Source organism: Paenibacillus sp. JSM ZJ436, from assembly GCF_044383795.1.
GTDB lineage: Bacteria > Bacillota > Bacilli > Paenibacillales > Paenibacillaceae > Paenibacillus_AQ > Paenibacillus_AQ algicola.
Window position 1 is genome coordinate 326,262 of record NZ_JBISEO010000004.1, and the last position, 24,739, is coordinate 351,000.

The 24,739-nt window shown below is 48.8% G+C and carries 25 protein-coding genes; 23 read left to right on the forward strand and 2 right to left on the reverse strand.

Annotation, left to right across the window (positions count from 1 at the left end):
* The first annotated feature begins 160 nt into the window (after positions 1-160).
* The 19 genes from recA to ACH6EH_RS08080 all read left to right on the forward strand — a co-directional run bounded on the left by recA (position 161) and on the right by ACH6EH_RS08080 (position 20,755).
* Positions 161-1,222, forward strand: coding sequence for a recombinase RecA (gene recA, locus ACH6EH_RS07990; RefSeq protein WP_138226054.1), 1,062 nt, complete (start codon positions 161-163; stop codon positions 1,220-1,222).
* 117 nt (positions 1,223-1,339) lie between these two features.
* Positions 1,340-2,065, forward strand: coding sequence for a regulatory protein RecX (locus ACH6EH_RS07995; protein WP_397331882.1), 726 nt, complete (start codon positions 1,340-1,342; stop codon positions 2,063-2,065).
* Positions 2,066-2,391: 326 nt separating this feature from the next.
* The gene (gene rny / locus ACH6EH_RS08000) at positions 2,392-3,930 is read left to right on the forward strand and encodes a ribonuclease Y (protein WP_138227779.1); all 1,539 of its coding nucleotides are present in this window, start codon (positions 2,392-2,394) and stop codon (positions 3,928-3,930) included.
* Positions 3,931-3,998: 68 nt separating this feature from the next.
* The gene (locus tag ACH6EH_RS08005; protein WP_397331883.1) at positions 3,999-4,817 is read left to right on the forward strand and encodes a TIGR00282 family metallophosphoesterase; all 819 of its coding nucleotides are present in this window, start codon (positions 3,999-4,001) and stop codon (positions 4,815-4,817) included.
* Positions 4,818-4,989: 172 nt separating this feature from the next.
* A complete protein-coding gene (locus ACH6EH_RS08010) occupies positions 4,990-5,250 on the forward strand; it encodes a stage V sporulation protein S (protein ID WP_006211249.1) in 261 nt (86 codons plus the stop codon).
* 88 nt (positions 5,251-5,338) lie between these two features.
* On the forward strand, positions 5,339-6,286 hold the full coding sequence (locus ACH6EH_RS08015) for a dipeptidase (protein ID WP_397331885.1): 948 nt from the start codon (positions 5,339-5,341) through the stop codon (positions 6,284-6,286).
* A gap of 168 nt (positions 6,287-6,454) precedes the next feature.
* Entirely contained in the window at positions 6,455-8,209 is a 1,755-nt protein-coding gene (locus tag ACH6EH_RS08020; protein WP_397331886.1) for a 2-oxoacid:acceptor oxidoreductase subunit alpha, read from the forward strand.
* Positions 8,209-9,075: a 2-oxoacid:ferredoxin oxidoreductase subunit beta gene (locus tag ACH6EH_RS08025; RefSeq protein WP_397331888.1), complete on the forward strand. Its 867-nt coding sequence runs from the start codon at positions 8,209-8,211 to the stop codon at positions 9,073-9,075. Before ACH6EH_RS08020 ends, ACH6EH_RS08025 begins: the two co-directional genes overlap by 1 nt.
* A gap of 110 nt (positions 9,076-9,185) precedes the next feature.
* Complete coding sequence (gene pduL, locus ACH6EH_RS08030; protein WP_138226049.1) at positions 9,186-9,758, forward strand: phosphate propanoyltransferase; 573 nt, start codon at positions 9,186-9,188, stop codon at positions 9,756-9,758.
* Between the two features lie 253 nt (positions 9,759-10,011).
* Positions 10,012-11,571, forward strand: a complete 1,560-nt coding sequence (gene miaB / locus ACH6EH_RS08035) for a tRNA (N6-isopentenyl adenosine(37)-C2)-methylthiotransferase MiaB (RefSeq protein WP_138226048.1) — start codon at positions 10,012-10,014, stop codon at positions 11,569-11,571.
* Positions 11,572-11,650: 79 nt separating this feature from the next.
* Positions 11,651-12,064 carry a YlbF/YmcA family competence regulator gene (locus ACH6EH_RS08040; protein ID WP_138227777.1) on the forward strand — a complete coding sequence of 138 codons (414 nt, stop codon included), beginning with the start codon at positions 11,651-11,653 and terminating at the stop codon, positions 12,062-12,064.
* A 165-nt stretch (positions 12,065-12,229) separates the two neighbouring features.
* On the forward strand, positions 12,230-13,003 hold the full coding sequence (locus ACH6EH_RS08045) for an NUDIX hydrolase (protein ID WP_138226047.1): 774 nt from the start codon (positions 12,230-12,232) through the stop codon (positions 13,001-13,003).
* Positions 13,004-13,105: 102 nt separating this feature from the next.
* A complete protein-coding gene (locus ACH6EH_RS08050; RefSeq protein ID WP_397331890.1) occupies positions 13,106-13,648 on the forward strand; it encodes a cysteine hydrolase family protein in 543 nt (180 codons plus the stop codon).
* 58 nt (positions 13,649-13,706) lie between these two features.
* Positions 13,707-15,176 (forward strand): nicotinate phosphoribosyltransferase, encoded by a 1,470-nt coding sequence (locus ACH6EH_RS08055; protein ID WP_138226045.1) that lies wholly within the window; start codon positions 13,707-13,709, stop codon positions 15,174-15,176.
* 286 nt (positions 15,177-15,462) lie between these two features.
* Positions 15,463-17,523 (forward strand): hypothetical protein, encoded by a 2,061-nt coding sequence (locus ACH6EH_RS08060; protein ID WP_397331891.1) that lies wholly within the window; start codon positions 15,463-15,465, stop codon positions 17,521-17,523.
* A gap of 2 nt (positions 17,524-17,525) precedes the next feature.
* The gene (locus tag ACH6EH_RS08065) at positions 17,526-18,386 is read left to right on the forward strand and encodes an ABC transporter ATP-binding protein (RefSeq protein WP_208203472.1); all 861 of its coding nucleotides are present in this window, start codon (positions 17,526-17,528) and stop codon (positions 18,384-18,386) included.
* Positions 18,383-19,024, forward strand: a complete 642-nt coding sequence (locus ACH6EH_RS08070; protein WP_397331892.1) for a hypothetical protein — start codon at positions 18,383-18,385, stop codon at positions 19,022-19,024. Before ACH6EH_RS08065 ends, ACH6EH_RS08070 begins: the two co-directional genes overlap by 4 nt.
* Positions 19,025-19,185: 161 nt before the next feature.
* Entirely contained in the window at positions 19,186-20,190 is a 1,005-nt protein-coding gene (locus ACH6EH_RS08075; protein WP_397331893.1) for an acrylyl-CoA reductase family protein, read from the forward strand.
* Positions 20,191-20,206: 16 nt separating this feature from the next.
* The gene (locus tag ACH6EH_RS08080; protein WP_138226042.1) at positions 20,207-20,755 is read left to right on the forward strand and encodes a hypothetical protein; all 549 of its coding nucleotides are present in this window, start codon (positions 20,207-20,209) and stop codon (positions 20,753-20,755) included.
* Between the two features lie 96 nt (positions 20,756-20,851).
* On the opposite strand, the gene ACH6EH_RS08085 is transcribed toward ACH6EH_RS08080, so the two are convergent.
* Positions 20,852-21,367, reverse strand: coding sequence for a MogA/MoaB family molybdenum cofactor biosynthesis protein (locus ACH6EH_RS08085; RefSeq protein ID WP_397331895.1), 516 nt, complete (start codon positions 21,365-21,367; stop codon positions 20,852-20,854).
* Between the two features lie 113 nt (positions 21,368-21,480).
* Between ACH6EH_RS08085 and ACH6EH_RS08090 the strand changes: the two genes are divergently transcribed.
* The 4 genes from ACH6EH_RS08090 to ACH6EH_RS08105 all read left to right on the forward strand — a co-directional run bounded on the left by ACH6EH_RS08090 (position 21,481) and on the right by ACH6EH_RS08105 (position 24,530).
* Entirely contained in the window at positions 21,481-22,479 is a 999-nt protein-coding gene (locus tag ACH6EH_RS08090) for a CobW family GTP-binding protein (protein WP_397331896.1), read from the forward strand.
* A 64-nt stretch (positions 22,480-22,543) separates the two neighbouring features.
* Complete coding sequence (locus ACH6EH_RS08095) at positions 22,544-22,882, forward strand: four-helix bundle copper-binding protein (RefSeq protein ID WP_397331897.1); 339 nt, start codon at positions 22,544-22,546, stop codon at positions 22,880-22,882.
* A gap of 160 nt (positions 22,883-23,042) precedes the next feature.
* Positions 23,043-23,522 carry a hypothetical protein gene (locus ACH6EH_RS08100; RefSeq protein ID WP_138226038.1) on the forward strand — a complete coding sequence of 160 codons (480 nt, stop codon included), beginning with the start codon at positions 23,043-23,045 and terminating at the stop codon, positions 23,520-23,522.
* An 81-nt stretch (positions 23,523-23,603) separates the two neighbouring features.
* The gene (locus tag ACH6EH_RS08105; protein ID WP_397331898.1) at positions 23,604-24,530 is read left to right on the forward strand and encodes an S-layer homology domain-containing protein; all 927 of its coding nucleotides are present in this window, start codon (positions 23,604-23,606) and stop codon (positions 24,528-24,530) included.
* Positions 24,531-24,614: 84 nt separating this feature from the next.
* Here ACH6EH_RS08105 and ACH6EH_RS08110 read toward each other — a convergent pair.
* Positions 24,615-24,739 (reverse strand): IS3 family transposase (locus ACH6EH_RS08110; RefSeq protein WP_397331910.1); only part of this gene is annotated, 125 nt, incomplete at its 5' end.

The following is a 24,739-nucleotide window of genomic DNA, read 5'->3' on the forward strand; positions in this document are numbered from 1 at the left end:
AGGAAAGCCGCGGTTCTTATTTTTTTGTCACGTGCCGGGGCTCCTTGAGGGGGTGAACAGCGGCACACAAAAAAACGAATGTATGTTCGAAAAAAAGCTTGGCAAACGTATCAAAACAAGGTATTATTATGTTATCAACATTTGAAGGGTTGTGGATGAATTGTCAGATCGTCGTGCTGCGCTGGATATGGCGCTCCGCCAGATTGAGAAACAGTTCGGTAAAGGCTCCATCATGAAACTCGGTGAGTCTACTCATATGCAAGTTGAAATCGTGCCAAGCGGCTCCTTGGCGTTAGATATAGCTTTAGGTACAGGCGGACTTCCAAGAGGCCGTATTGTTGAGGTATACGGACCGGAATCCTCGGGTAAGACAACAGTGGCACTGCACGCCATCGCTGAGGTTCAGAAGGTGGGCGGACAGGCTGCATTCATTGATGCGGAGCATGCGCTGGATCCATCTTATGCAAACAAACTGGGCGTTAACATTGACGAACTGCTGCTTTCCCAGCCGGATACGGGAGAACAGGCTTTGGAAATTGCCGAAGCACTGGTTCGCAGTGGGGCGGTTGACATTATTGTCATTGACTCTGTAGCAGCACTGGTGCCGAAAGCGGAAATCGAAGGCGATATGGGTGATTCCCACGTGGGTCTGCAGGCGCGTCTGATGTCACAGGCTCTGCGTAAGCTTTCGGGTGCTATCAGCAAATCCAAGACCATTGCAATCTTTATCAACCAGCTGCGCGAGAAAGTTGGCGTCATGTTCGGTAACCCGGAAACGACGCCGGGCGGACGAGCTCTGAAGTTTTACTCTACGGTACGTCTGGACGTGCGCCGGATTGAGAGCATCAAGATGGGCAACGACGTAGTGGGTAACCGTACCCGTGTCAAGGTAGTCAAGAACAAGGTAGCGCCTCCGTTCAAGCAAGCGGAGCTGGATATTATGTACGGTGAAGGTATTTCCAGAGAGGGCAGCCTCATTGATATCGGCACGGAACTGGACATTGTGGACAAGAGCGGTGCATGGTACTCCTTCTCCGGTGATCGTCTGGGACAGGGCCGGGAGAATGCGAAGCAGTTCCTGAAGGAGCACCCGGAAATTGCTGAAGTGATCGAGAACAAGATTCGTGAGGCCAGTAACCTGACAACGAATGTTCCGGTGCAGAGCGATAGCGAGAAAGCACAGGAAGATATGGAAGAACAGGAATTGTTCAAGGCAGAATAATTGATCTCCTTTTCATGGTAGATCGTGTGAAAATCCCGCACCGTGTTGAAGAACACGGTGTTTTTTTTCATCTGTAACGTGGAGTCATGGTACAGCAAAGCTGGAAGGAGAGGACTCATGCATCGTTATCAACAGGAACAACAGCTGGAAGGAACGGATTTATCGGATTTTCCAGAGGGAGAGGACCTAATCATTACAGCTGTAGAAGCTCTTCGCAAGCCAAGACATCGCTATCTTATATGGTTTGGGCCGTATAGTATGTCTGTGCATGAGGACGTGATGATCAAGTATGTGATGACGAAGGATGCTGTCTTCCATAAAGCAGAGCTATTGGACATCGTAATGGCTGACGAAGAACAGCGTGCCTATGTGGAATCATTAAAATTTCTGGAACGAAAGCCGAGAACGGCGAAGGAGATTCAGCAGCGGCTGATGCAGAAAGGAATGACCGAGGATGCCATTCAGAAATCACTGCAGCGGCTAAGCCAGGAAGGTCTCATTGATGATGCCTGGTATGCAAAGCAGTGGGCCGAGCAGCGGATATCCGGTCACAAGAAGGGCAAAATGTGGGTAAAGCAGGAGTTAAGACAAAAGGGCATTGACAGCGAGATCATTACGGAGGCCCTGGATGAAGTGGATGAAGAAGCAGAGCTGGAGAGCTGCTATATCATCGGACGAAAGAAGTGGCAGCAGAGTAAAGGGGAGATCTTTGAGCGCAAACGGAAGACTGGAGCCTTTCTGATGCGCCGGGGCTTCACGGGCGACCAGGTGCGCAAGACCGTGAATCGGCTGGTGCAGGAGGAAGGACAGGATGAAGAACTGGAGGACGAGTCCTTTCATTGAGCAGCCGTTCGGGCAGCTGGAGGTTTCCCTGTGCTTTCCCTTGACAATATCTTTTCCTAAATACTAAAATAAATAGTGAATCGTTATCATTCATAAAGCCTTTTTCCTTCCCAAAAAGCGACTTTTATGAAAGATTCATATTCAACCAATTCATAGTGAAGTGCAATGCTGCCGCAAGGCAGGCTATGCACGGTGGTACGTCCGTGTGCTGCGTGGACGGCAGAGGCTTCTGCCGCAATTTTATGAATGAAGTTAAGGTGTTTTGACAACTGCACATTCCCAAGGAATGCCTTGGAGGAACCAACGAGGAGGTGACACAGATGCAGATGCCAGTATGGGGCTGGATCCTCGTTCTCTTGGTAGCCGCTATATTCTTTGGGTTCGGTTATTTTATTCGCAAATCCCTTGCAGAAGCTAAAATTTCCAGTGCGGAACATGCCGCCGTCCAGATCGTCGAAGATGCGAAGAAGGAAGCGGAAGCGCTGAAGAAAGAAACGGTTCTCGAAGCGAAAGATGAAGTGCACAAGATTCGAGCCGAAGCTGAAAAAGACACCCGCGAGCGCCGCAATGAAATACAGCGGCAGGAACGGAGATTGTTGCAAAAGGAAGAGTCGCTGGATAAAAAATTAGAATCTTTGGAACGTAAAGAAGAGCAAGTGGCGAACAAAGAGAAACGAATCGATGAAACCCAACAGCAGATTGATTTGATTTATAAGAATCAAGTCACAGAGCTGGAGCGGATCTCCAATCTGACGATGGAGGATGCTCGCAGCATTATTCTTAGCAATGTAGAACAGGAAGTTCGCCATGAAACGGCACAGATGATTAAAGAGATTGAGCAGCAAGCGAAGCAGGAAGCAGATAAGAAATCGCGTGAAATTATTACTCTGGCTATTCAGCGCTGTGCTGCCGATCATGTTGCAGAGACAACCGTTTCTGTAGTCACACTGCCGAATGAAGAGATGAAGGGCCGAATTATCGGTCGTGAAGGTCGAAATATTCGAGCACTGGAAACGCTGACGGGTATTGATCTTATTATTGATGATACGCCAGAGGCCGTGATTCTGTCTGGCTTTGATCCGATCCGGCGCGAAATTGCTCGCACCGCCTTGGAGAAGCTGGTCGCGGACGGACGTATCCATCCGGCCCGCATCGAAGAGATGGTGGAGAAATCCCGGAAGGAAGTGGATGAACGTATCCGGGAGTACGGGGAACAGGCCACCTTCGAGGTTGGCGTTCACGGATTGCATCCAGATCTGATCAAAATTCTCGGTCGCCTGAAATTCCGTACAAGCTACGGCCAGAACGTGCTGAAGCACTCCATGGAGGTCGCGTATCTCACAGGCCTGATGGCTGGCGAGCTGGGAGAAGATATTACTCTGGCGAAGCGGGCAGGCTTGCTACATGACATTGGTAAGGCGCTGGATCACGAGGTGGAAGGATCACACGTGGAAATCGGTGTCGAGCTCGCGAAGAAGTACAAGGAGCATCCGGTGGTCATCAACAGTATCGCATCTCACCACGGTGATTGCGAAGCCACATCCGTGATTGCAATGCTCGTCGGAGCAGCAGATGCTTTATCTGCAGCGAGACCGGGCGCAAGACGAGAAACGCTGGAGACGTACATCAAGCGGCTGGAGAAGCTTGAAGGGATTACAGAATCCTTTGATGGCGTGGAGAAGTCCTACGCGATTCAAGCGGGCCGTGAGGTTCGCGTCATGGTTCAACCAGAGAAGATTGATGATGCGGAAGCATTCCGCCTGGCACGTGACATCACGAAGAAGATCGAGAATGAACTGGATTATCCAGGTCATATCAAGGTTACGGTCATTCGAGAGACGCGCGCGGTGGATTACGCTAAATAAGCAATGGACCCCTGAAGTGGCCGAGGAATTCGGCCACTTTTTTAAATGTCTGAGCTGAGACGTAAGAGATGAACCCACAAGGAGTGATTGGCATCAACGTATTATTTATCGGTGACATTGTAGGCAGCACAGGACGAAAAGCACTTCGAGCGACATTGCCGGCACTGAAATCCAAGTACAATCCGCATATTATTATCGTTAACGGTGAAAATGCAGCATCCGGCAGAGGGATTACCTCAGCCATTGCGAATGAGTTTTTCAATTGGGGCGTGCATGGCATTACGATGGGCAACCATACGTGGGATAACCGGGACATTTTTGAATTTATTGACGATGAGCCGCGTTTGATTCGCCCTGCTAACTTCCCGGCAGGCACTCCAGGTAGAGGCTACACGGTCGTTAAAGCGAACGGCAAGGAGCTGGCGATCATCAACGTGCAGGGAAGGACCTTTCTGCCGGCGATCGAATGTCCGTTTCGGACTACCGATGAGATTGTGGATGAACTGAAGCAGAAGCACAAGCATATCCTGGTGGATTTTCATGCCGAGGCGACTTCGGAAAAAATTGCTATGGGCTGGCATCTGGATGGACGGGCATCCATTGTCGTTGGAACTCATACGCATGTGCAAAGCAACGACGACACAATCCTGCCGGAAGGAACAGCTTATATTACAGACACCGGCATGGTTGGCTCCAAGGAAGGTGTGCTGGGAATGCAGCGGGACAGTGTGCTGTATAAATTCAAGACACAGCTTCCGGCACGCTTTGTGGTGGATGAAGGGAAATGGCATCTTCATGGTGTGTTCGTAGAGCTTGACGATGCAACCGGCCGTGCCATAAAAATTGAAAAAATCCGCCGTTACGAAGATGAATGGCAGATGGATTAAAATATTCTCCAGCGGTTAAAGAGTAAATAAGGGCAACTGGCAAAAAGAAGGAATTTTTCGGACATCCGCGAATAACATGGATATAAAATAAACTTTATTTTATATAAGCCATGAAGCCATGAAAGCCATGAAAGCAAACCATCACTCAACATTCCCAGGGGAGGTACTTACCATGGAAGTATTAAAAGTTTCAGCAAAATCCAATCCAAATTCAGTTGCAGGAGCGCTTGCAGGTGTGCTTCGTGAGCGTGGAGGTGCAGAGCTTCAGGCGATTGGAGCCGGAGCCCTGAATCAAGCCATTAAAGCCGTAGCGATTGCCCGGGGATTTGTAGCACCGAGCGGGGTGGATCTGATCTGTATCCCTGCTTTCACGGATATTGTTATTGATGGAGAAGACCGGACCGCGATTAAATTGATCGTCGAACCAAGATAAGGGACGGAATGTTGAGAGGATGAGCCTGTTTACATGAACTTGGTAAACAGGCTTTTTGCTATGATTAAAAGCTGTAAGGGGGGCGCATATGACAAAGGTTGTGGATTTTCACTGTGATGCACTGAGCAAGCTGTGGGAGAAGCCCGGATTGGCTTTTTCAGATGCTAAAGAGCTGGATGTATCCTTCAAAACGTTGGAGCAGGGCGATGTAGCTCTGCAGGTGTTTGCGGTGTTTTTAGCCGAGCGGTTCGGCAGGCCCAGCTTTGAACGCGTTCTGGCTCAGCTGGACATATTCCGGAATAAGCTGGCCGCAGGACCTCTGGAGTGGCTGAAGTGGAAGGAACAGATTGCAGAAATCAGAAGCGGCAGGCAGCGCTTTGGCATGCTTTCGTTGGAAGGGCTGGACGGGCTGGAGGGAAATTTGTTTTATGTGCAGCTGTGCTATGAGCTCGGAGTGCGGTTTATGGGCTTGACGTGGAACCATGCAAACTGGGCTGCTGACGGGGTGATGGAACCGCGGGGCGGTGGACTGACACGCAAAGGCCAGGAGTTCGTTGAGCTGTGCCAGCAGCTAGGGATATTACTGGATGTGTCTCACCTTTCCCCTGCCGGCTTCTGGGAGCTGGCTGAGATGAGCCGGCGTCCGCTGATTGCCTCTCACTCCAACTGTATGTCGGTATGCAGCCACCCGCGGAATCTGAGTAATGAACAAATTCAAGCGTTAATCGCCATGGATGGCTTGATCGGACTGACCTTCGTGCCCTGGTTTATCCGGAATGAGGCCAAGGTGGTTACTCCCGAGGATCTGCTTCCGCATATTGAGCATGTCTGCTCCTTAGGAGGCGCAAAGCACCTGATGTTCGGGTCGGATTTCGACGGAATTGATGAGTGGGTAAGTGGGCTGGAGAATGCGTCTCGCTATCCGGAGTTTATCAACGTGCTGCTGAGGCATTATCCGGAGGAGCTTGTCAATGACTTCATTTCTGGCAACGCGCTGACCTTCCTGGAGAAGCATCTTCCATCACAAAATGGATAGCAGAACACAGCTAGAAAATATTTCTTGCCATTTTCACATTAAACCGATAAACTTTATCGTAATTAAAAAAAGCAATGGTGATATGACGCTTCAGAACTTATAATAGAACAAGTGCAGAACAGCTGCGACGCTGAGATGATGCATGGATTGGAAAAGGAGTGGAATTGTTTGATTAACCAGTTATCGTGGAAAATTGGCGGCCAGCAGGGTGAAGGTGTCGAGAGTACAGATCGGATTTTCTCAACAGCTTTGAATCGTCTGGGCTATTATCTTTACGGCTACCGTCATTTCTCGTCCAGAATTAAAGGCGGTCATACGAATAATAAAATAAGAATCAGCACGGATCCCATTCGCTCAATCTCGGATGATCTGGATATTCTCGTGGCCTTTGACCAGGAAAGTATTGACCTCAATGCGCATGAGCTGCGTCCGGGCGGCGTAGTGGTAGCAGATTCCAAGTTCAACCCGACCGTGCCGGACGGTACCCAGATCCGCTTGTTCTCTGTACCCATTACGGCCATTGCTGAAGAGCTTGGAACGTCACTGATGAAGAACATGGTAGCTTCCGGAGCGTCGTGGGCGCTTCTGGGACTGCCGTTAGACGTATTTAACCGCGCGGTGGAAGAGGAATTTGGCAGAAAGGGCCCGTCTGTCGTAGAGAAGAACCTGGAGGCTGTGAAGCGAGGCTCAGACTATGTCCTGGAGCTGGCCGGAGGCCCGCTGGATGAATTTAAGCTGCTCCCAGCAGATGGTAAGCAGAAGCTGTTTATGATCGGCAACGATGCCATTGGACTTGGCGCGGTAGCAGCAGGCTGCCGTCTCATGAGCGCATACCCGATTACCCCGGCTTCTGAAATCATGGAATATTTGATCAAGCAGCTGCCTAAATTTGGAGGCACAGTCGTTCAAACCGAGGATGAAATTGCTGCGGTGACCATGGCGATCGGTGCCAATTACGCCGGCGTCCGGACGATGACAGCGTCCGCAGGCCCGGGCCTTTCGCTCATGATGGAAGGGATTGGTCTTGCAGGCATGACCGAGACACCAGTAGTTATTGTAGATACCCAGCGCGGCGGACCGAGTACAGGCCTTCCGACGAAGCAGGAGCAAAGTGATATCAATGCTATGATTCACGGAACACACGGTGAAATTCCGAAGATCGTGCTCGCGCCAAGCTCTATTGAAGAGTGTTTTTATGATACGATCGAGGCCTTTAATTTGTCGGAGAAATACCAGGTGCCGGTCATTCTGGTAACAGATCTGCAGCTGTCGCTGGGCAAGCAGTCCTGTGAGCCGCTGGATTACAGCCGGATTGTGATCGATAGAGGAAGCCTAGTAGCCCAGGCGCCGGAGCTGGAAGAGAAAGAGCTGTTCCCGCGCTATGCGCTGACTGAGAATGGAATTTCGCCACGGGTACTGCCAGGACAGAAGAACGGCATTCACCACGTGACCGGAGTCGAGCATGACGAAACCGGACGTCCGTCCGAATCAGCGATCAACCGAAAGAACATGATGGATAAGCGTCTTGGCAAGCTGTCGGGTCTTGAAGTCAGAGATCCGGTTCTGGTAGATGCGCCTTATGAGACACCGGACCTGCTCATTATTGGAATGGGTTCGACGGGAGGTACCATTGACCAGGGCAGAGAGCTGCTGGAGAAGGACGGCATCAGCACCAATCATTTGACGGTACGCCTGCTGCATCCGTTCCCGGTGGAGGAAGTGCTGCCCTATGTGGAACAAGCCCGACAGGTTATCGTGGTGGAGAACAACGCCACTGCACAGCTTGCCGGCCTGGTGAAGCTGCATTGCGGACATGGAGACAAGATCAAGAGCGTACTGAAATATGACGGGAATCCGTTCCTGCCATCCATTATTTATCATGAGTGCAAGCAGATCTGCACAGCAAGCAAGGAGCTGGTATAATGGCAACCTTTAAGGAATTTCGTAACAATGTGAAGCCGAACTGGTGCCCTGGCTGCGGAGATTTCTCCATTCAGGCTGCGATCCAGCGGGCCGCAGCGAACACAGAATTAACACCGGAGGAGCTGGCGGTAATTTCGGGCATTGGCTGCTCCGGACGGATCTCGGGCTACATTCATGCCTATGGCCTGCATGGTATTCATGGCCGTGCACTCCCGATTGCGCAGGGAGTCAAGCTCGCGAACCGAGACTTGACGGTTATCGCTTCCGGCGGTGACGGAGACGGCTTTGCGATCGGGATGGGTCACACCATTCATGCTATTCGCAGAAATATGAACATCACGTATATCGTAATGGACAATCAGATTTATGGCCTGACCAAGGGACAAACCTCTCCCCGCAGTGCAGAGGGCTTCGTGACCAAGAGCACGCCTAGCGGCTCGATCGAGACGACCTTGTCGCCACTGGAGCTGGCCTTGTCGGCGGGCGCTACGTTTGTGGCTCAATCCTTTTCCAGTGACATTAAGCAGTTAACGGCATTAATTGAAGAGGGCATCAAGCATGAAGGCTTCTCAATTATTAATGTATTCAGTCCATGTGTGACCTTCAACAAGGTGAATACCTACGAGTGGTTTAAAGAGAATATTGTCAATCTGGACTCTTTCCCGGATTATGATCCGAGCAACCGGATCCAGGCAATGACGAAGCTGATGGAAACGGGTGGATTGCTGACCGGTCTGATCTATCAAGACCAATCACGCAAAAGCTATGAGAATCAGATTCAAGGCTTCAAAGAGACGCCTCTGGCCCAACAGGACCTGGCGTTAACCGAGGAGCAATTTGACCATTTAATGGCAGAATTCAGATAATTGTTTGTACAGGCAGTGCGGCTTCCGTGCTGCCTTTTTATTTTTGGGTAATAGAGAGTATAATGGACGTTGGCATGACAGCATATAGAGAAAAACAAGGAGTGAGACAGATGAGTAAAACTGTTCCGGTGGGGGTTTCCGCCCGCCACATTCATTTGAGTCAGGAGCACATCGAAGCATTATTTGGAGCCGGCTATCAGCTGACAGAATTCAAGCCGCTCTCGCAGCCGGGTCAATTCGCAGCCAATGAAACTGTAGCTGTGATCGGCACCAAGGGTCAATTTGACAAGGTTCGTATTTTGGGTCCTGCCCGCAAGGCATCCCAGCTCGAAATATCCCGTACCGATTCCTTCGCAATCGGTGTTAAGGCACCTGTTCGCGAATCTGGCTATATTGATGGTACGCCGGGGATTACAATCAAAGGTCCGGCCGGTGAGGTAACCCTGGAGCAGGGAGTCATCGTGGCCGCGCGCCACATTCATTTTCACACCTCAGATGCAGAAAAATGGGGGATACAGGATAAAGATCTGCTCAAAGTTCGCTTGGGTGGAGAGCGGGGCCTCGTTCTTGAACATGTAGTGGCCCGCGTATCCCCGGACTTTGCACTTGATATGCATATTGATACCGATGAAGCCAATGCTGCCGGTGCGTCCACTGGAGATACAGCAGAAATCATCGACTAGCGGTTCCCTTCGATGCAGCCGCCTTGACCTAGAGCAAGCCTTCGGGCTTGCTGAGGCCGGGGCGGCTTTTTCATGTTAACGTGTGGAGTAAATAAGCAGCTGATGCTGTGGCGCAGCATGTTTGTCAGGGGCTCAAGAATAAGGACCCGGCAGTAGCCGGATGGGGAAGATCATGATATAATCAGAGACAATGCCTTTATTGGCAGTAATGTCGTTTAAGGGACTTTTACGGATTTAAGGAGTGACCAGCTGAATGTCCAAGGAGAAGAAGGATTACTCCAAGTATTTTGATTTTTCCGATGCGAAAGTGCTCTCCGAGGATGAGCGCGGCAAAAGAATCCGCATTCGCGGCCGGGAGATTAACATACTATCGGAGCCTGATCATAGACAAGAGAAGCAGCGCGGGAAACAAGATGTACAGGTACTGTACAATACAGAGGTGCCTGAAGAGTTTAAACATATCGGCAAAGACAAGTACTATTTGGTATATACGTATGGCTGTCAGATGAACGAACACGATTCGGAGACGATCAAGGGGCTTCTGGAGCAAATGGGCTATATGCCGACAGAGGACCGCAAGCAGGCAGATATTATTCTGCTCAACACCTGTGCGATCCGCGAGAATGCGGAGGATAAGGTGTTCGGTGAGCTGGGGCATATGAAGCATCTGAAGGTGGAGAAGCCGGATCTGCTGCTGGGTGTCTGCGGCTGTATGGCGCAGGAGGAAGGCGTAGTCAAGCGGATTTTGCAAAAGCATGGCTTTGTGGATCTGGTCTTCGGCACACATAATATTCATCGCCTGCCACACCTCATTCAGGAGGCTCTGCTCAGCAAAGAGCTCGTTGTGGAGGTATGGTCCAAGGAAGGCGACATCGTCGAGAATCTGCCCAAGAAAAGAGAAGGTCTGCGCGGCTGGGTTAACATCATGTACGGCTGCGACAAATTCTGTACCTATTGCATCGTGCCTTACACCCGTGGTAAAGAACGGAGCCGCCGGCCGGATGATGTGATTGCCGAGGTGCGTGAGCTGGCCAGACAGGGCTTTAAGGAAATTACGCTGCTGGGCCAGAATGTGAACGCCTACGGGAAGGATTTTACGGATATTCAGTACGGTTTCGGAGACCTGATGGATGAAATCCGCAAAATTGATATACCTCGAGTGCGCTTTACGACCTCTCATCCGCGGGACTTTGACGATCATCTGATTGAGGTGCTGGCGAAGCGGGGCAATCTGGTGGAGCATATTCATCTCCCGGTTCAATCCGGCAGCAGTGAGATCCTGAAGAAGATGAGCCGCAAGTATTCGCGGGAGGTTTATCTGGAGCTGGTCGGTAAGATTAAGCGAGCCATTCCGGACGTTGTTCTGACTACGGATATCATTGTGGGCTTCCCGGGCGAAAGTGATGAGCAGTTCGAAGAGACGCTCTCCCTGGTCCGTGAAGTAGGCTTTGATTTCGCCTATACCTTTATCTATTCTCCGCGGGAAGGAACGCCTGCAGCGGTTATGGAGGATAATGTTCCGATGGCTGTCAAGAAGCAGCGTCTGCAGCTATTGAACGATGCAATTCATGAATACAGCCGCAAGAGCAATGACCGGATGAAGGATGCCATTGTGGAGGTTCTGGTTGAAGGGGTCAGCAAGAACAAGGATCATATGCTGTCCGGGAGAACGCGCAGCAATAAGCTGGTCCATTTTGAAGGCACCGAGGATCTGATTGGCAGTTTGGTGCATGTTCGTATCACTGATCCAATGACCTGGTATATCAAGGGCGAGATGATGGAGCCTGTCATTCCTGCAAGCGATGCGGTTTAGGTTGTGCAAGTGTGGATTGATAATACTATGAATTGGAGCGATGAACGTGACTCAGGAACAGCGTGTAAATAAATACGGAATGGCTTCCTTCGACAGCCGCGACCTGGTAATCCGGGAAGATATTATGAAGAAAACGAAAGAGCTGGCAGAGCTCATTTCGACAAGTGAGGAAGTCAAAATGTTTCAGCAGGCGGAGGAGAAAATCCGCAGTCATGAGCATGTGCAGAAGCTGATTCAAACGATCAAGAAGAAGCAGAAGGAAATCGTGGCGTTTGAAACCTTCCAGAACCAGGACATGGTAACCAAAATCGAACGTGAAATTGATGAGCTTCAGGATGAAATTGACGCTATTCCTGTTGTGTCGGAGTTTCAACAGAGCCAAAGCGATATTAACTATTTGCTGCAGCTCGTGATGTCAGTCATTCATGATACCGTCTCGCAGAAGGTAAATGTCGAGACAGGTAAAGAAGCGCCACCGAGCAGCTGCGGCTAGAAAAGGTGCGGACCTGGGGTCCGCACCTTTTCTCTGTCTTTCCTTAACAACATGAAATGTAATATCTAAGGGTATCGTAAGGAGCAAGGAATTCTCAGGAAGGGCTTGACAGTCCAGATTAGTATGTCATAATGATATTATCAAATTAAAAGTAATGGTGATCACATGACGCAAAATGCAGATCCATCTCAATCTACTACGAAGCGCTACCGGACTCCCGATGGCGTACCGGCCGATATTGTAATGTTTACCCTGACGAAGCGGGAGCGAAAGACCGTCACCAAGACCCTGCCGATTCGTGAGCTCAAGGTGATGCTGATCCGCCGTAAATCCTGGCCTTGTGCCGGTATGTGGGCGCTGCCTGGAGGATTCTGCCGGGAAAGCGAATCTATATATGATGCTGCAACACGAGAGCTTAAGGAAGAAACCGGAGTCGATGGCGGCCATCTGGAATACCTTGGCGTATATAGTGACCCTGGGCGGGATCCACGCGGATGGATTATCAGCCATGCCTTTTACGCCTTAGTCGAGGAATGGATGCTGGAGCACCGGCAGGCTGCGGATGATGCGGAAGAGGTCGGACTTTTCACCGTGAGCCAGGCTCTGGATGAGCTGGAGCTCGCCTTTGACCACCGACGCATCATTCTGGATGCTTACCGCCAAATTCAGCAGCAAATGCTGCAGACGACGATTGCCAAGCAGTTCCTGCCGGAGGAGTTTACGTTAAGCGAGCTGTATCAGGTCATTCAGACGGTCGTGCCGGAATTTAAGGAGCCGAATTTTATCCGTAAGATCACATCCACACGCAGCCGCCAGGGAATTCTGGAGGAGGTGCGGAATGAGGACGGAAAGCCGGTGAGCTCCAATCAGTATTCCCAGCGTCCGGCACAGCTGTACCGATTCACAGACCATACACCACTGCTATCCATGTACACTTAATCTCGGGAAACTGAAACGTGCTGAGGGATCGCTATATCTTGCAGCGAGCCTGCGCAGAAGCAAAGTGCTTTGAAATAAGGTGAATAAGGAGTGTGTATAGACATGAAGGCATTAATCGTAATTGATTTTACCCATGATTTCGTAAACGGCAAGCTCCCGGTAGGAGAAGCAGCTGTCGCGATCCAGCATACCGTGGCTGAGCTAACCCGCCGCTATGTGGAGCAGCAGGATTTTGTCGTCATGGCCGTAGATTTGCATGAAGAGAACGAAGCCTACCACCCTGAAGCCAAGCTGTTTCCGCCGCATAACCTTCGCGGGACTGAAGGCAGAAATCTCTTTGGTGCACTGGAATCGGCATATAAAGAGAATAAGGAACAGATTTACTGGATGGACAAGAGCCGATACAGTGCTTTTTGCGGAACGGATCTGGATGTCAAGCTGAGAGAGCGAGGCATTCGGGAAATCAGCCTGATCGGTGTCTGTACAGACATTTGTGTGCTGCACACGGCTGTGGATGCTTACAATCTGGGCTATAACATCACGGTATATAAGGATGCAGTAGCCAGCTTTAATGCTGCAGGACATGATTGGGCCTTAACACATTTTGAAGGAACTCTGGGCGCGAGGGTAATAAACAGCAACTAAAACCCGGGGACCGGCTCTTGAACGAGGCACCGGGCAGCGGACGAAGGAGGAGCATCACATGAAGGCTGGACTGGCTTTGCATACGGATAAATATCAGATCAATATGATGTACGCACATTGGGTTAACGGCTCTCACGAGACTCGGGCCGTATTCGAGGCTTATTTCCGCAAGCTTCCCTTCGGCAACGGGTATGCTGTGTTTGCCGGCCTGGAGCGAATTGTTAACTATATTAATCAATTGCAATTCAGTGAAGAGGATATCGCTTACTTAGCCAAGCAGGAGGAGCAGTACGAGCCTGCCTTTCTGGAGGAGCTGCGTCATTTCCGGTTTCAAGGAACGATACACGCCATGAAGGAAGGCTCACTGGTCTTCGCCAACGAGCCTTTAATCCGGGTAGAGGGACGCATTATGGAAACGCAGCTGGTGGAGACAGCCATCTTGAACTTTATGAATTTTCAGACGCTGATTGCAACTAAAGCTTCCCGGATCCGCCAGGTTGCGAGCGGGGATACCCTGCTGGAGTTCGGAACCCGCCGTGCGCAGGAAGCAGATGCTGCCGTATGGGGAGCCAGGGCTGCATATATTTCGGGATTTCATGCTACCTCCAATATGCTGGCCGGTGAGCAGTTCGGCATTCCAACGAAGGGCACGCACGCGCATTCCTGGGTGCAGACGTTTCATAATGAGCAGGAGGCATTCGATATTTTTGCCCGGGTTATGCCTGATCAGGTGACGCTGCTGGTTGATACCTACGATACTTTGTCCAGCGGTGTGCCGAACGCAATCCGGACGGCGAAGAAGCTGGAGGCTCAAGGGAAACGAATGAACGCTATCCGCCTGGACAGCGGAGATCTTGCGTATCTATCCATCAAGGCGCGTCAAATGCTGGATGATGCGGGCCTATCTTATGTCAAGATTGTCGCCTCCAATGATCTGGATGAGAATACAATTCTGGATTTGAAGGCACAAGGTGCCAAGATTGATATTTGGGGCGTAGGCACCCAGCTGATAACGGCAGCGGATCAGCCTGCTCTGGGCGGCGTATACAAACTGGTGGAGCGGGAAGTAGATGGAGCCATGAAAGCCACCATTAAAATTTCTGCCAATCCGGAGAAGGTGTCCACCCCTGGCAAAAAGGAAGTGTACCGAATTATCTCCAAAGGAAGCGGGAAAGCCATTGCAGATTACATCTGCTTCCCTGAAGAGAGCATGCCGCCGGAGGGAGGCAAGCTGAAGCTGTTTAATCCGCTACATCCTTACATGCGCAAGAATGTCCGGGACTTTCAGGCGGTGCCGATGCTGACGCCTATATTTGACCAAGGCCAGCTCGTGTATGAGCTGCCGACACTGGAGGAGATCCGTGAGCATCATAATGGACAGCTGCAGCAGTTCTGGCCAGAATATCTCCGCAAGCTGAACCCCGAAATCTATCGTATTAATTTAAGCGAGCAGGTATGGGAGCTGAAGCAGCGCTTGATCGCGGAGTATATGGAGGAGCTGGGACAGGATCAACAGGATGAGGATTAATGGTAGATGAGGAGGGACCTGCTGAGGCAGGTCTTTTTTTTTGCGTAAAGGCTTTTAAAGCAGCGGCATGTAGATCATTATTTCTCGGGAAAGCGCAGAAGACGTCATTTCTCGGGAGCTTTACATGCAATTCGACAAGGGGAGGCTATTTCCAGTTGTTCTCTACATCTTAGACTCAAAAGACACAATAAAGAATTATCATAAATGGCATGCCATAATATTGAAAATTTGGTATTGTAGTATACAGGGTGCAAATAAAACGTAAGTCTAGGAGAGAAAACTTGATATGGTCAACAAAGTGATGAACAGTATAAAATTTGATCTAATGATTTTACTGCGTAGATGGTTTTTCTGGATTTCTTTCATTCTATTAATCATAGGTTTACTGTACATTGTGTGGTTTCGGTTAGTGTCTGGTGACGCAGGGGGAGCATTAACCTCCAGTGCAGCAGTCGTGCAGATTGGTATGTTGTTTATGTTGTATTTTTCGATCATCGGGTTCTACATGGTCCGTCAAGATAACACTAACCAGATGTCTGAACTTGTGAATACGATCTCAATGGGATACTTACATAAATTCATTTCCAAATTTGTCTGTGTTGTTTTCCTGATTGTGGGCTATGCTCTCCTTTCTCTGTCTATCATTTTGTTATTCTTCAATAGGTTTGGAGTTCCATTTGAGATTTATATCAAAACCGTATTATACATCATGCTTTATTATGTGCTGCCGTTTTGGATCTCTGCCTGGCTAGGATGTTTGCTGGGAGGGAGTGGGAAGTTCAAAGCCTCATTGCTGGGATTATTGCTGTTCAATATTTTTGCGGGGCCGATGAATACCTTAATCCTTACGAATTTGATGGCTGTTCTAAATATCAATCTATATCCATTACTATCCATCCTCAATTTAGGCCAGTCCGATATTCATCTGTTATATGATCCCATATACGGATTTCCATTAGAATTAAACCGCTGGCTTATAAAGCTGCAGTGGCTCGCCTTACTTGTAATCATGATGATTCTTAAATTAAAGATGAAACAAGAGATCAAAATGCCGAGTGCAATTGCAGGTGCTATAGTTTGCATGGCCTTGATTATTATCAATCAATATATCATTTTGCAGCCCAGCCAAGTGATTCATACACTAAGCGAGAAGGATTCGAAAGAGCTTTATGACAAAAATTTTTATTCCGAGATGGTTGTTGATCAGAAAGCTAAAGAGCCCATTGAATTCCAAGTTCAATCGTATCAAGTGAAACTGGATGTAAAAAGGTCATTGCAAGTACAAGCAGATTTAGATTTACGGATGGGGAAGAATGTAGATAAGCTTACTTTTAGCCTATACCATAATTTTCATATTGAACATATACAAGACGAGACAGGAAATAATCTTCAATTTCACCGGAATCAAGACAGATTAGAGATTATACTTGCAAAGAATGTTGTGAAGGGGGAGTCGGTTCATCTGCGTATAACATATAGCGGGATAAGCTCTCCTTATTTTTACGCGAATGAACAGGCCGTTTTACTTCCTGCATACTTTAACTGGCTCCCGTCTCCGGGTTATTACCCATCTATGATTAATCAAGACGGCTACCGATTAGTGCAGGTGCCAAGCAGTTTGATTGACACTCCCATAAGCTATGAGCTGCGATACTCAGGTGATAAACATATTTTTACGAATTTGACCCAGAGCAGTCCAGGAATTTGGAAAGGGGAAACGAGCAGCGGCATAACCGTCGTCGCGGGAATGGTCAAATCACAAAGGATGGATCAAATGACGGTATTCGATTCGTTATCCAATTATAAAGCAGAAGAGTCCATAAGAAATTATATTGATGCTATACAGCAGATTCGCCCTAAGATTTTAGATGATTTTGGTATTCAAAAGCCACAATTGACAAAAATATTTTTTCTCCCCCTTCCCATTGAAGCAGCCAAAGTATTTAAATCAACATGGGATCTCGGAGACTATTGGATTGTATCGACTCAGAGCCATCTAAATCATGACATTCTAAACTATGAAGCTTTAAATGTGGCAGGAATCACGAGTAGCCTGCTGCGCTCACCCGAAATCTCTATGAATGCAGCTAATGAGGATTTGATGCTTGTGGCTTATGAACATTGGTATTATCTACAGCACAATATCGATGAGAAAAGCTCACTGGCTCGATTTGTTGACTATGGATATATAGACCCCGAATTTAAATTGTGGATAGAGAAAAATTCAGAGTATCGGGAAGAGATGAGAACATTTTTTAGACAATGGCTCGTCATGATCGAAAAAGGAGCCAACGAAGGACAAATTAAACAATTTATCGCGGATAAAATGGAAGAAGGGCAGGTGTGAGCATGCTGTTATCTATTGAGCATATTTCTAAACAGTATGGAAATAATCAGGCATTATCAGATGTTTCACTTCAAATAAAGCCAGGCATGTTTGGACTTCTGGGGCCGAACGGAGCCGGTAAATCTACACTCATGCGAATTTTAGCTACATTAATTGACTGTAGCGAAGGCACAGTGTCATACAATGAGATCAGATGGAGCAATAAACGCGAGGTTCAAAGATTGATCGGATACTTGCCACAGCATTTTTCATTGTTCAAGAATGTGAAGGTTATGGAACTGCTTCAGCATATTGCAATTCTTAAACAGGTTGAGGATTATAAGCGCAAAATAATAGAAATCAGTGAGCATGTCAATCTTACAGAGCAGCTCCACAAGAAGGTCGGTGCTCTCTCGGGAGGAATGCTCAGGAGATTAGGCATTGCTCAAGCTTTGTTAGGAAATCCCCGAATATTAATTGTCGATGAACCGACAGCAGGATTAGATCCTGAAGAACGAATCCGGTTTAGAAGGTTATTAAGAGGATTGTCTAAAGATAATATAGTGATCATTTCCACCCATATTGTGGAGGATGTTGTCGCAGTATGTGACGAGGTCGCGGTTCTTCATAAAGGTAAGCTTCTCGTAACGGGTGAAATTAATAATGTTGCAGCTATAGCTCAAGGAAAAGTTTGGAAGAAGGAACTGGACAAGGAGACGTATTATCGTGAATCTGAACATATTGAAGTCATCTCAACAGAGTCTGAAGGTGGAAAATTCATCATTAAGTTTCTGTCAGACAAACCTGTGGAAGGGGCTTACCAGGTTAACGCCGGGCTTGAAGAAGGGTATCTTTATCTGATGGGAAAACAAACAAACTCATGAACATGATGAAATTATTTCGTTTTGACGTGATGGCTTTAGGGTTCAACGCTGTTATCCCTGTTTTTTGCCTTTGTGTAACTATGATATATGCTGTGTTAACTCACCATAATGAAGCCTATTATTTACCGGCAATGGAATATATCATTCCTGCAGCGGGAGTCTGGTGGACGATTTGTATTTTTTACAATATCTTAGAAGAGGAGGGGAGTGAAACCTTATTTACCTACCCTGTGTCTAGATTTTATTATGGTGCTTACAGAGCAACTGTCTTTTATATCCTATATATCATAATTGTATTTATTTCGTTTCATTTCATTGTACAGTATGCCGACTACAAACAGCTGCTAGCGTATTTTATCCAAATTGCCGTTCAGACTTTTTTTATGTGCGGATTGGGTTTATTGTCTATGGTCCTTGTGCGTCAAATAGGGTGGGCATTATTCGTCATTATGGGCTATTGCTTCACACAAATCCTGTCTAGAGGAAGCCTGGTGCCTTTATTGAATATTTATTATTTTCGAGGAGAATTGCCAGACGACTATTCATGGGATCGTAAGCTGCTCCTGACCCTCATTGCTGGCATTACATGGTGGGCCGTTGCGCAAGCCATACTGCAAAAGTCTCAACGATATGCTTAAAATTTGAGAACACTCTTAAGTGCACCAGCATCCAGCTTGCACTTGAGGGTGTTTTTTCAGTCGAAGTCATACAGTGATGACATCTAAATTACCATCTTGAGAAGAACTGTACTACAATGGGTATATTAAAAATGAAAGCAAATGGTCAGGAGGAATTAGACATGGGGATACCTGAAGCTTTTCAAGCGTATGTGGTAAATAAGGATGAACAAGGATTTCGGGCTGGCGTGACACAGCTGGGTCCGGAGCAGCTGCCGGAGGGTGATGTATCAATCCAGGTTTCCTACAGCAGCGTCAATTACAAAGACGGCCTTGCTTCTATACCAGATGGAAGAATTGTGCGGCGCTATCCGTTCATTCCAGGCATTGATTTGGCGGGGACGGTGGTGCAGTCCAGTCATCCTGAATATGAAGTAGGCGATCATGTGCTTTGCACAGGCTATGACCTTGGAGTCAGCCATGAAGGAGGCTTCAGCGAATATGCGCGTCTGAACGGCGATTGGCTGGTGAAGCTGCCGGCCGGCTTGTCAGCGAAGGAAGCTATGGGCATCGGTACGGCGGGCTTCACTGCGGCACTGTCGGTTCATGCTCTGATTCATAATGGACTGAAGCCGGAGCATGGTCCGGTCCTAGTGACGGGTGCAACCGGGGGAGTAGGCAGCTTCGCAGTGTCTATCCTATCGCGGCTTGGTTATGAAATTGTGGCATCCACGGGTAAAAAAGAGAAGGAGGAGGCCTGGCTGAAAGCTCTCGGAGCGCATCAGGTCATCTCCAGAGACGAGCTTCCCCCGGAGAAACCAGGACCGATTTCCGCTGAACGATGGGCAGGTGCTATTGATCCGGTTGGCGGCGAGAGGCTGGCAGATATTTTGAAGCAGCTGAAGTATGGAGGCTCTGCAGCATTATCCGGCTTGACGGGAGGAACCGATTTCCCCGGTACGGTATATCCGTTCATCCTTCGAAATATCCGACTGCTCGGCATTGACTCGGTCTATTGCCCGATGTCTGTAAGAAAGGATGTCTGGTCTCTGCTGGCAGGACCATGGAAGCCGGAAAGTGTGCTGGCTGAGGGAATTCGCGAAGTAGGTCTTGCAGAGCTGCCAGCCACCCTGGGGCAGATTTTGCAGGGTCAGGCCGTCGGAAGAACGGTGGTTTCGATGTCATAGAAGGAGGATGCCTAAAATGATGAAATCTTGGGGTAAAGCGGCAGCGGCAGGTTTATTGGCCTTTGGAATTGCAGGCTGCAGCCAGGACGTTGTTGAGCGCGAGGTGGAGCAATATAACGGACAAGCCTTCGAGGAAGGAACGCAGGAAGCAGCGCAAGAAGGACGCGGATTGAATGGGAAGTTCCTGACGATCATGAAGGAGCGCTTTCAGGATGAAGGCATGGAGCTGACGAAAGAATCGTTTACTGAAGCTCAGGATGGAAGCATCCAGTATCAGTATCTGATTAAGGATGCAGAGGATCAGCAGATCAAGCTGTTCGTTTATCCGGATGAAGAGACACGTATGGCTCAGATGAAGGAGCTGTATGGCGGAGCTGTGGAAGAAGACGGTGAAGGCTTGGACGCCGTACTTGTCGAAGAGAAATCCTCAGCCTTCGTCTACTTGTCTTCCGGTGAGAATCAAGGCCAGTATGAGGAACAAATCAAAAGGATTGCGTCCGAGCTGTTGAAATCCAATGAGCTTCACGCAGGGGACCATATGAATGAGTCGGATGATAACAAATAATAACACCACAACAACGCTCCGGTATGCACCGGAGCGTTGTTGTGTTAAGTGAGAAATACAGGAATGCAGATATGCTTGGGTATTCAGCTTATGAGCTTATGATACCGGCTTTTTCAGCTCTCGCACAACGTGTCTGAGCTCGGGCAGCAAAATCTTGTCCATAGCGAGTCTAACGGCATTGACCGAGCCCGGCATGGAGAAGATAGCCGTGTCCCCGATCGACCCACCCACAGCGCGGCTCAAAATCGCTGCGGAACCGATCTCCTGATAGCTGAGGAAACGAAAAACCTCCCCGAATCCGGCGAGCTCCTTACTCAGCATGGAAGCCACGGCTTCATACGTTGTATCTCTTCCGGAGATACCTGTACCGCCAGTAAGCAAGACGGCGTCAATGTCAAGACGGCTGGAAGCGTCATATAGCAGCTCGCGGACTTGTTCATAATCATCCTTTACGATTGTTCGTCCAGCCACGATATAACCTTGAGTCTCCAGGAGCTCACATATCAACCGACCGCTCTGATCTGTTTCTAATGTACGGGTGTCCGAGACGGTAATAACCATACAGCTGACCGAGGCCGGTGCCTCTTTACGATGTTCTTCTACTGAGTTCATGGTATGTACTCCTTTCTTGAATCAAACATTAAAAATATGAATCCTTGGTTGCTCTTCGTCTTTCACTTATAGTACACTCGCTAACAGAACGTGTGGAAAGGAAAGAGAACAATATGCGAAACAAGATGACTCCTGTATACATATTATCAGGTTTTCTAGGGAGCGGTAAAACGACTCTGCTGACTCGGCTGCTGCAGCATTGGAAGCAGGAGGGCCTAAAGCCTGCCGTCGTTATGAATGAGATTGGCGAGGTGAACATCGACAGCCTGGCGGCCGGGGCAGACGTCCCTACCTCTGAGCTGCTCAGCGGGTGTGTGTGCTGTACCATCCGGGCGGATTTTGCCGCGGAGCTCGGCATGCTGCTGCAGCGCGATCGTCCGGATGTCATCGTGGTGGAGGCGACCGGAGCCGCGAATCCGATGGAGATCCTCGACGGTGTCGCCGAGGCTTCCCTCTATTTAAATATTGAGCTTCAGCAGATGATTACGGTTGTAGATACTCCGCATCTTCTTCACCTTCACCGGGAGCAGCGGGCCAAAACCTATCGGCTGATGCAGGAACAAATTCGCTGCGCCAATGTGTTAATCCTGAACAAGGCAGACCGGCTAAGCCAGGACGAATTGTCAGAGGTCACAGAGATTGTGGAGAAGTGGAACCGGTCTGCAGCTGCCTTCGAGGCTGTTCGATGTCATGTCGATCTGGAGCCGATGCTGAGTGCGGTTAGCCGTTCAGAACAAAGTGCTGCTGTACCTGAGGGAGCGGTGGATGATGAAATATTGAATACACCAGGGCGCAGCTTCAAAGCCGGAGCAGCTTCTCATGACACTCATGCTCATGTCATGTCCTATACCCATCATCTTCAAGGTCCGCTGGATAGCCGCAAATTCGAGGCATGGATTCGCGAGCTACCGCGTGATATATACCGGGCCAAGGGCATCCTGACGTTTCAGGATACGGCGAGCCGTTACCTGTTCCAATATGCCTTCCGCGAGACGGATTACACCCGGCTGCCACAGGAGGTGGAGCTGCGAGATGTGCTGGTCTTTATCGGGGAACAGTTTGATCGTACAGCATTGAAGCAGCAGCTGCAAAAACTGTCAGAGCCAACTTGATTCAGCGGCTTGGATTTTCGTTTAATACATTTTCATCAGACATTATCATGGGAGGTAAACATACATGAGTCAAGAATTACAGTATAAAGATTGTATTGAGGCTTGTTTTGAAGCCGTGAATGCCAGCAACGTCTGCTATGTTTCCTGCCTGAAGGAATATGATATTGCCATGCTGCGTGAATGTATTGAACTGACTCGGGAGTGTTCAGATATTTGTTCGTTTGCCGCGGATGCCATGAGCCGGATGAGCCCGTTTGCCTCGAACATTTGCAGCCTGACGATCCAGATTTGTGAAGCCTGCGCTGCAGAGTGTGAGAAGCATCCGCATCAGCATTGCCAGGACTGTGCAGCCGCTTGCCGTCGCTGCGTGGAGGTATGCCGCGAGATGTGCTGTGTCGCCTAATTCACAAATTAACTTCATCATCTAAAGCTTCACAACCTGAACTTGTCATGGCCAATGGACGGGTTTAGGTTTTTTTGTGATTGAAGGAGGGGGAATCTTCCTATACCATAGAAGGTGAACACGATAAACACGAAATAGCAGCGATGTATAGGAGGACTCTATGAATCAGACACGTTTGCTGGACAGCGAACACTCCAAAGAGCTGTTAACCTATTTCGGTTTGGCGGTCTATTATTCCCAGGCTCTGGAGCAGCAGCTGGCGAATTTGCTCATGCTCATCAAGCTGTCCAAGGGTCAGGTGCCTTCGGAAGAAGATTTTACGCAGCTGTATCAGCGTAAGCTAAGTAGCTCGCTAGGTCAGCTCGTTCAGGAAATACAGCACTATTTTCCCTTTTCCGAGGAAGAGACGGTTCAGCTGAAAGAAGTATGGAAACAGCGCAATTATATTGTCCATGATTATTTTAAAGAACGAATTCATGATACGTTTAGTCCGGCGGGCCGTTCCCGGATGATTCGAGAGCTGAATGCCTTCAAGGATCAGGCGCAGGCTCTGGAGCAGAAGCTTCAAGGCTATTCGGGAGAAATGTATATCAAGCTCGGTTTGGACGGGGATCGGCAGGATGAGTCAAGTCCGTCTTAGCTGCAGCCGGGAAACAAAAACGCGATAAACTGAAACATCTGGCTGCCGAATGGCGTCTGTAAGGTATAGGAGGTGCATATTATGAAAAAATCAACCAAGATGATCTCAGCGTTACTTATGTCATCCGCTCTGGTGGGCAGTATGTCAGCTTCTGCGTTTGCTTTTTCCGATGTGGAGGATAGCAGCCAGCTCGCCATTGTGAAGGATCTGCAGCGCGCCGGAGTGATTAATGGGATTTCAGAGGACCGATTTGCTCCGAACCAGTCTCTTACGGCCGCACAAGCGGTGCAAATGATCGTGAATGCGACAGAGCTTCAGGTATTTCCGAATTTCAGCGGTCAATCGTTCAGCTCAGTGCCGGACGGTGCCTGGTTCAGTGAAGCAGTGAACATTGCAGCGATGCACGGGCTGCCGGTCACGAACGAGATGGCGTGGAATAAGCCAATCAACCGGGAGACCTTTGCCGGATTGCTTCATGCCGCTGTACAGTCTACCGGTGATTATCCGATTATCGCGATCCATATAGAGGTTGCCGATGAGGAAAAGATCTCCGAAGAATTCCGGGGCGCGGTGCAATTTCTGCTCATTACGAACATGGCTGATCTGAATGACAAGGATGAGTTTCAGCCGAAGGAAACCTTAACGCGTATGGAAGCCGCCCAAATGGTCCATGCCGCAAGGGACTTTCTGAATGGCTTTCCGAATGAGAAGCCGCCTGTTGAAATTCCGCCTGGTGAGGGAGGAGATCAGGTCTCCAGCGATGTAATCAAGGTGGACGAGAATGTGAACAAGGTAGTCATTACGAAAAGCGATATGCCGCATCCTGGTTACGGCCTTATGGTATCCTCTATAGAGTTCGTAAGTGATTGGGAAGCGGTGGTGTATTACTCGGTCACTCCGCCGGATCCAGACAAAATGTATCCTCAGGTGATTTCAGAGGCGACGGCGGAAGCCTACGTTCCTGCACCGTATAAGGTTACCGTGAAAGAAGCACCGTCTTCACCGTAGATAACCACATCTAAATTGGAAAAGGGCTGTCCCAATAGGTGAACTGCACCCCGTCAAGTAGACAGTACAAATAAATAAAATTAATTAGGCGGCCTTAGATCTGAATTCCATTGGACTAAGGCCGTTTAATTTAGCTTGTAATCGTTCATAGTTATAAAAATGAATATATGCCTGGATGTCCTTCTCAAGGTCCTCAAAAGTATGGTATG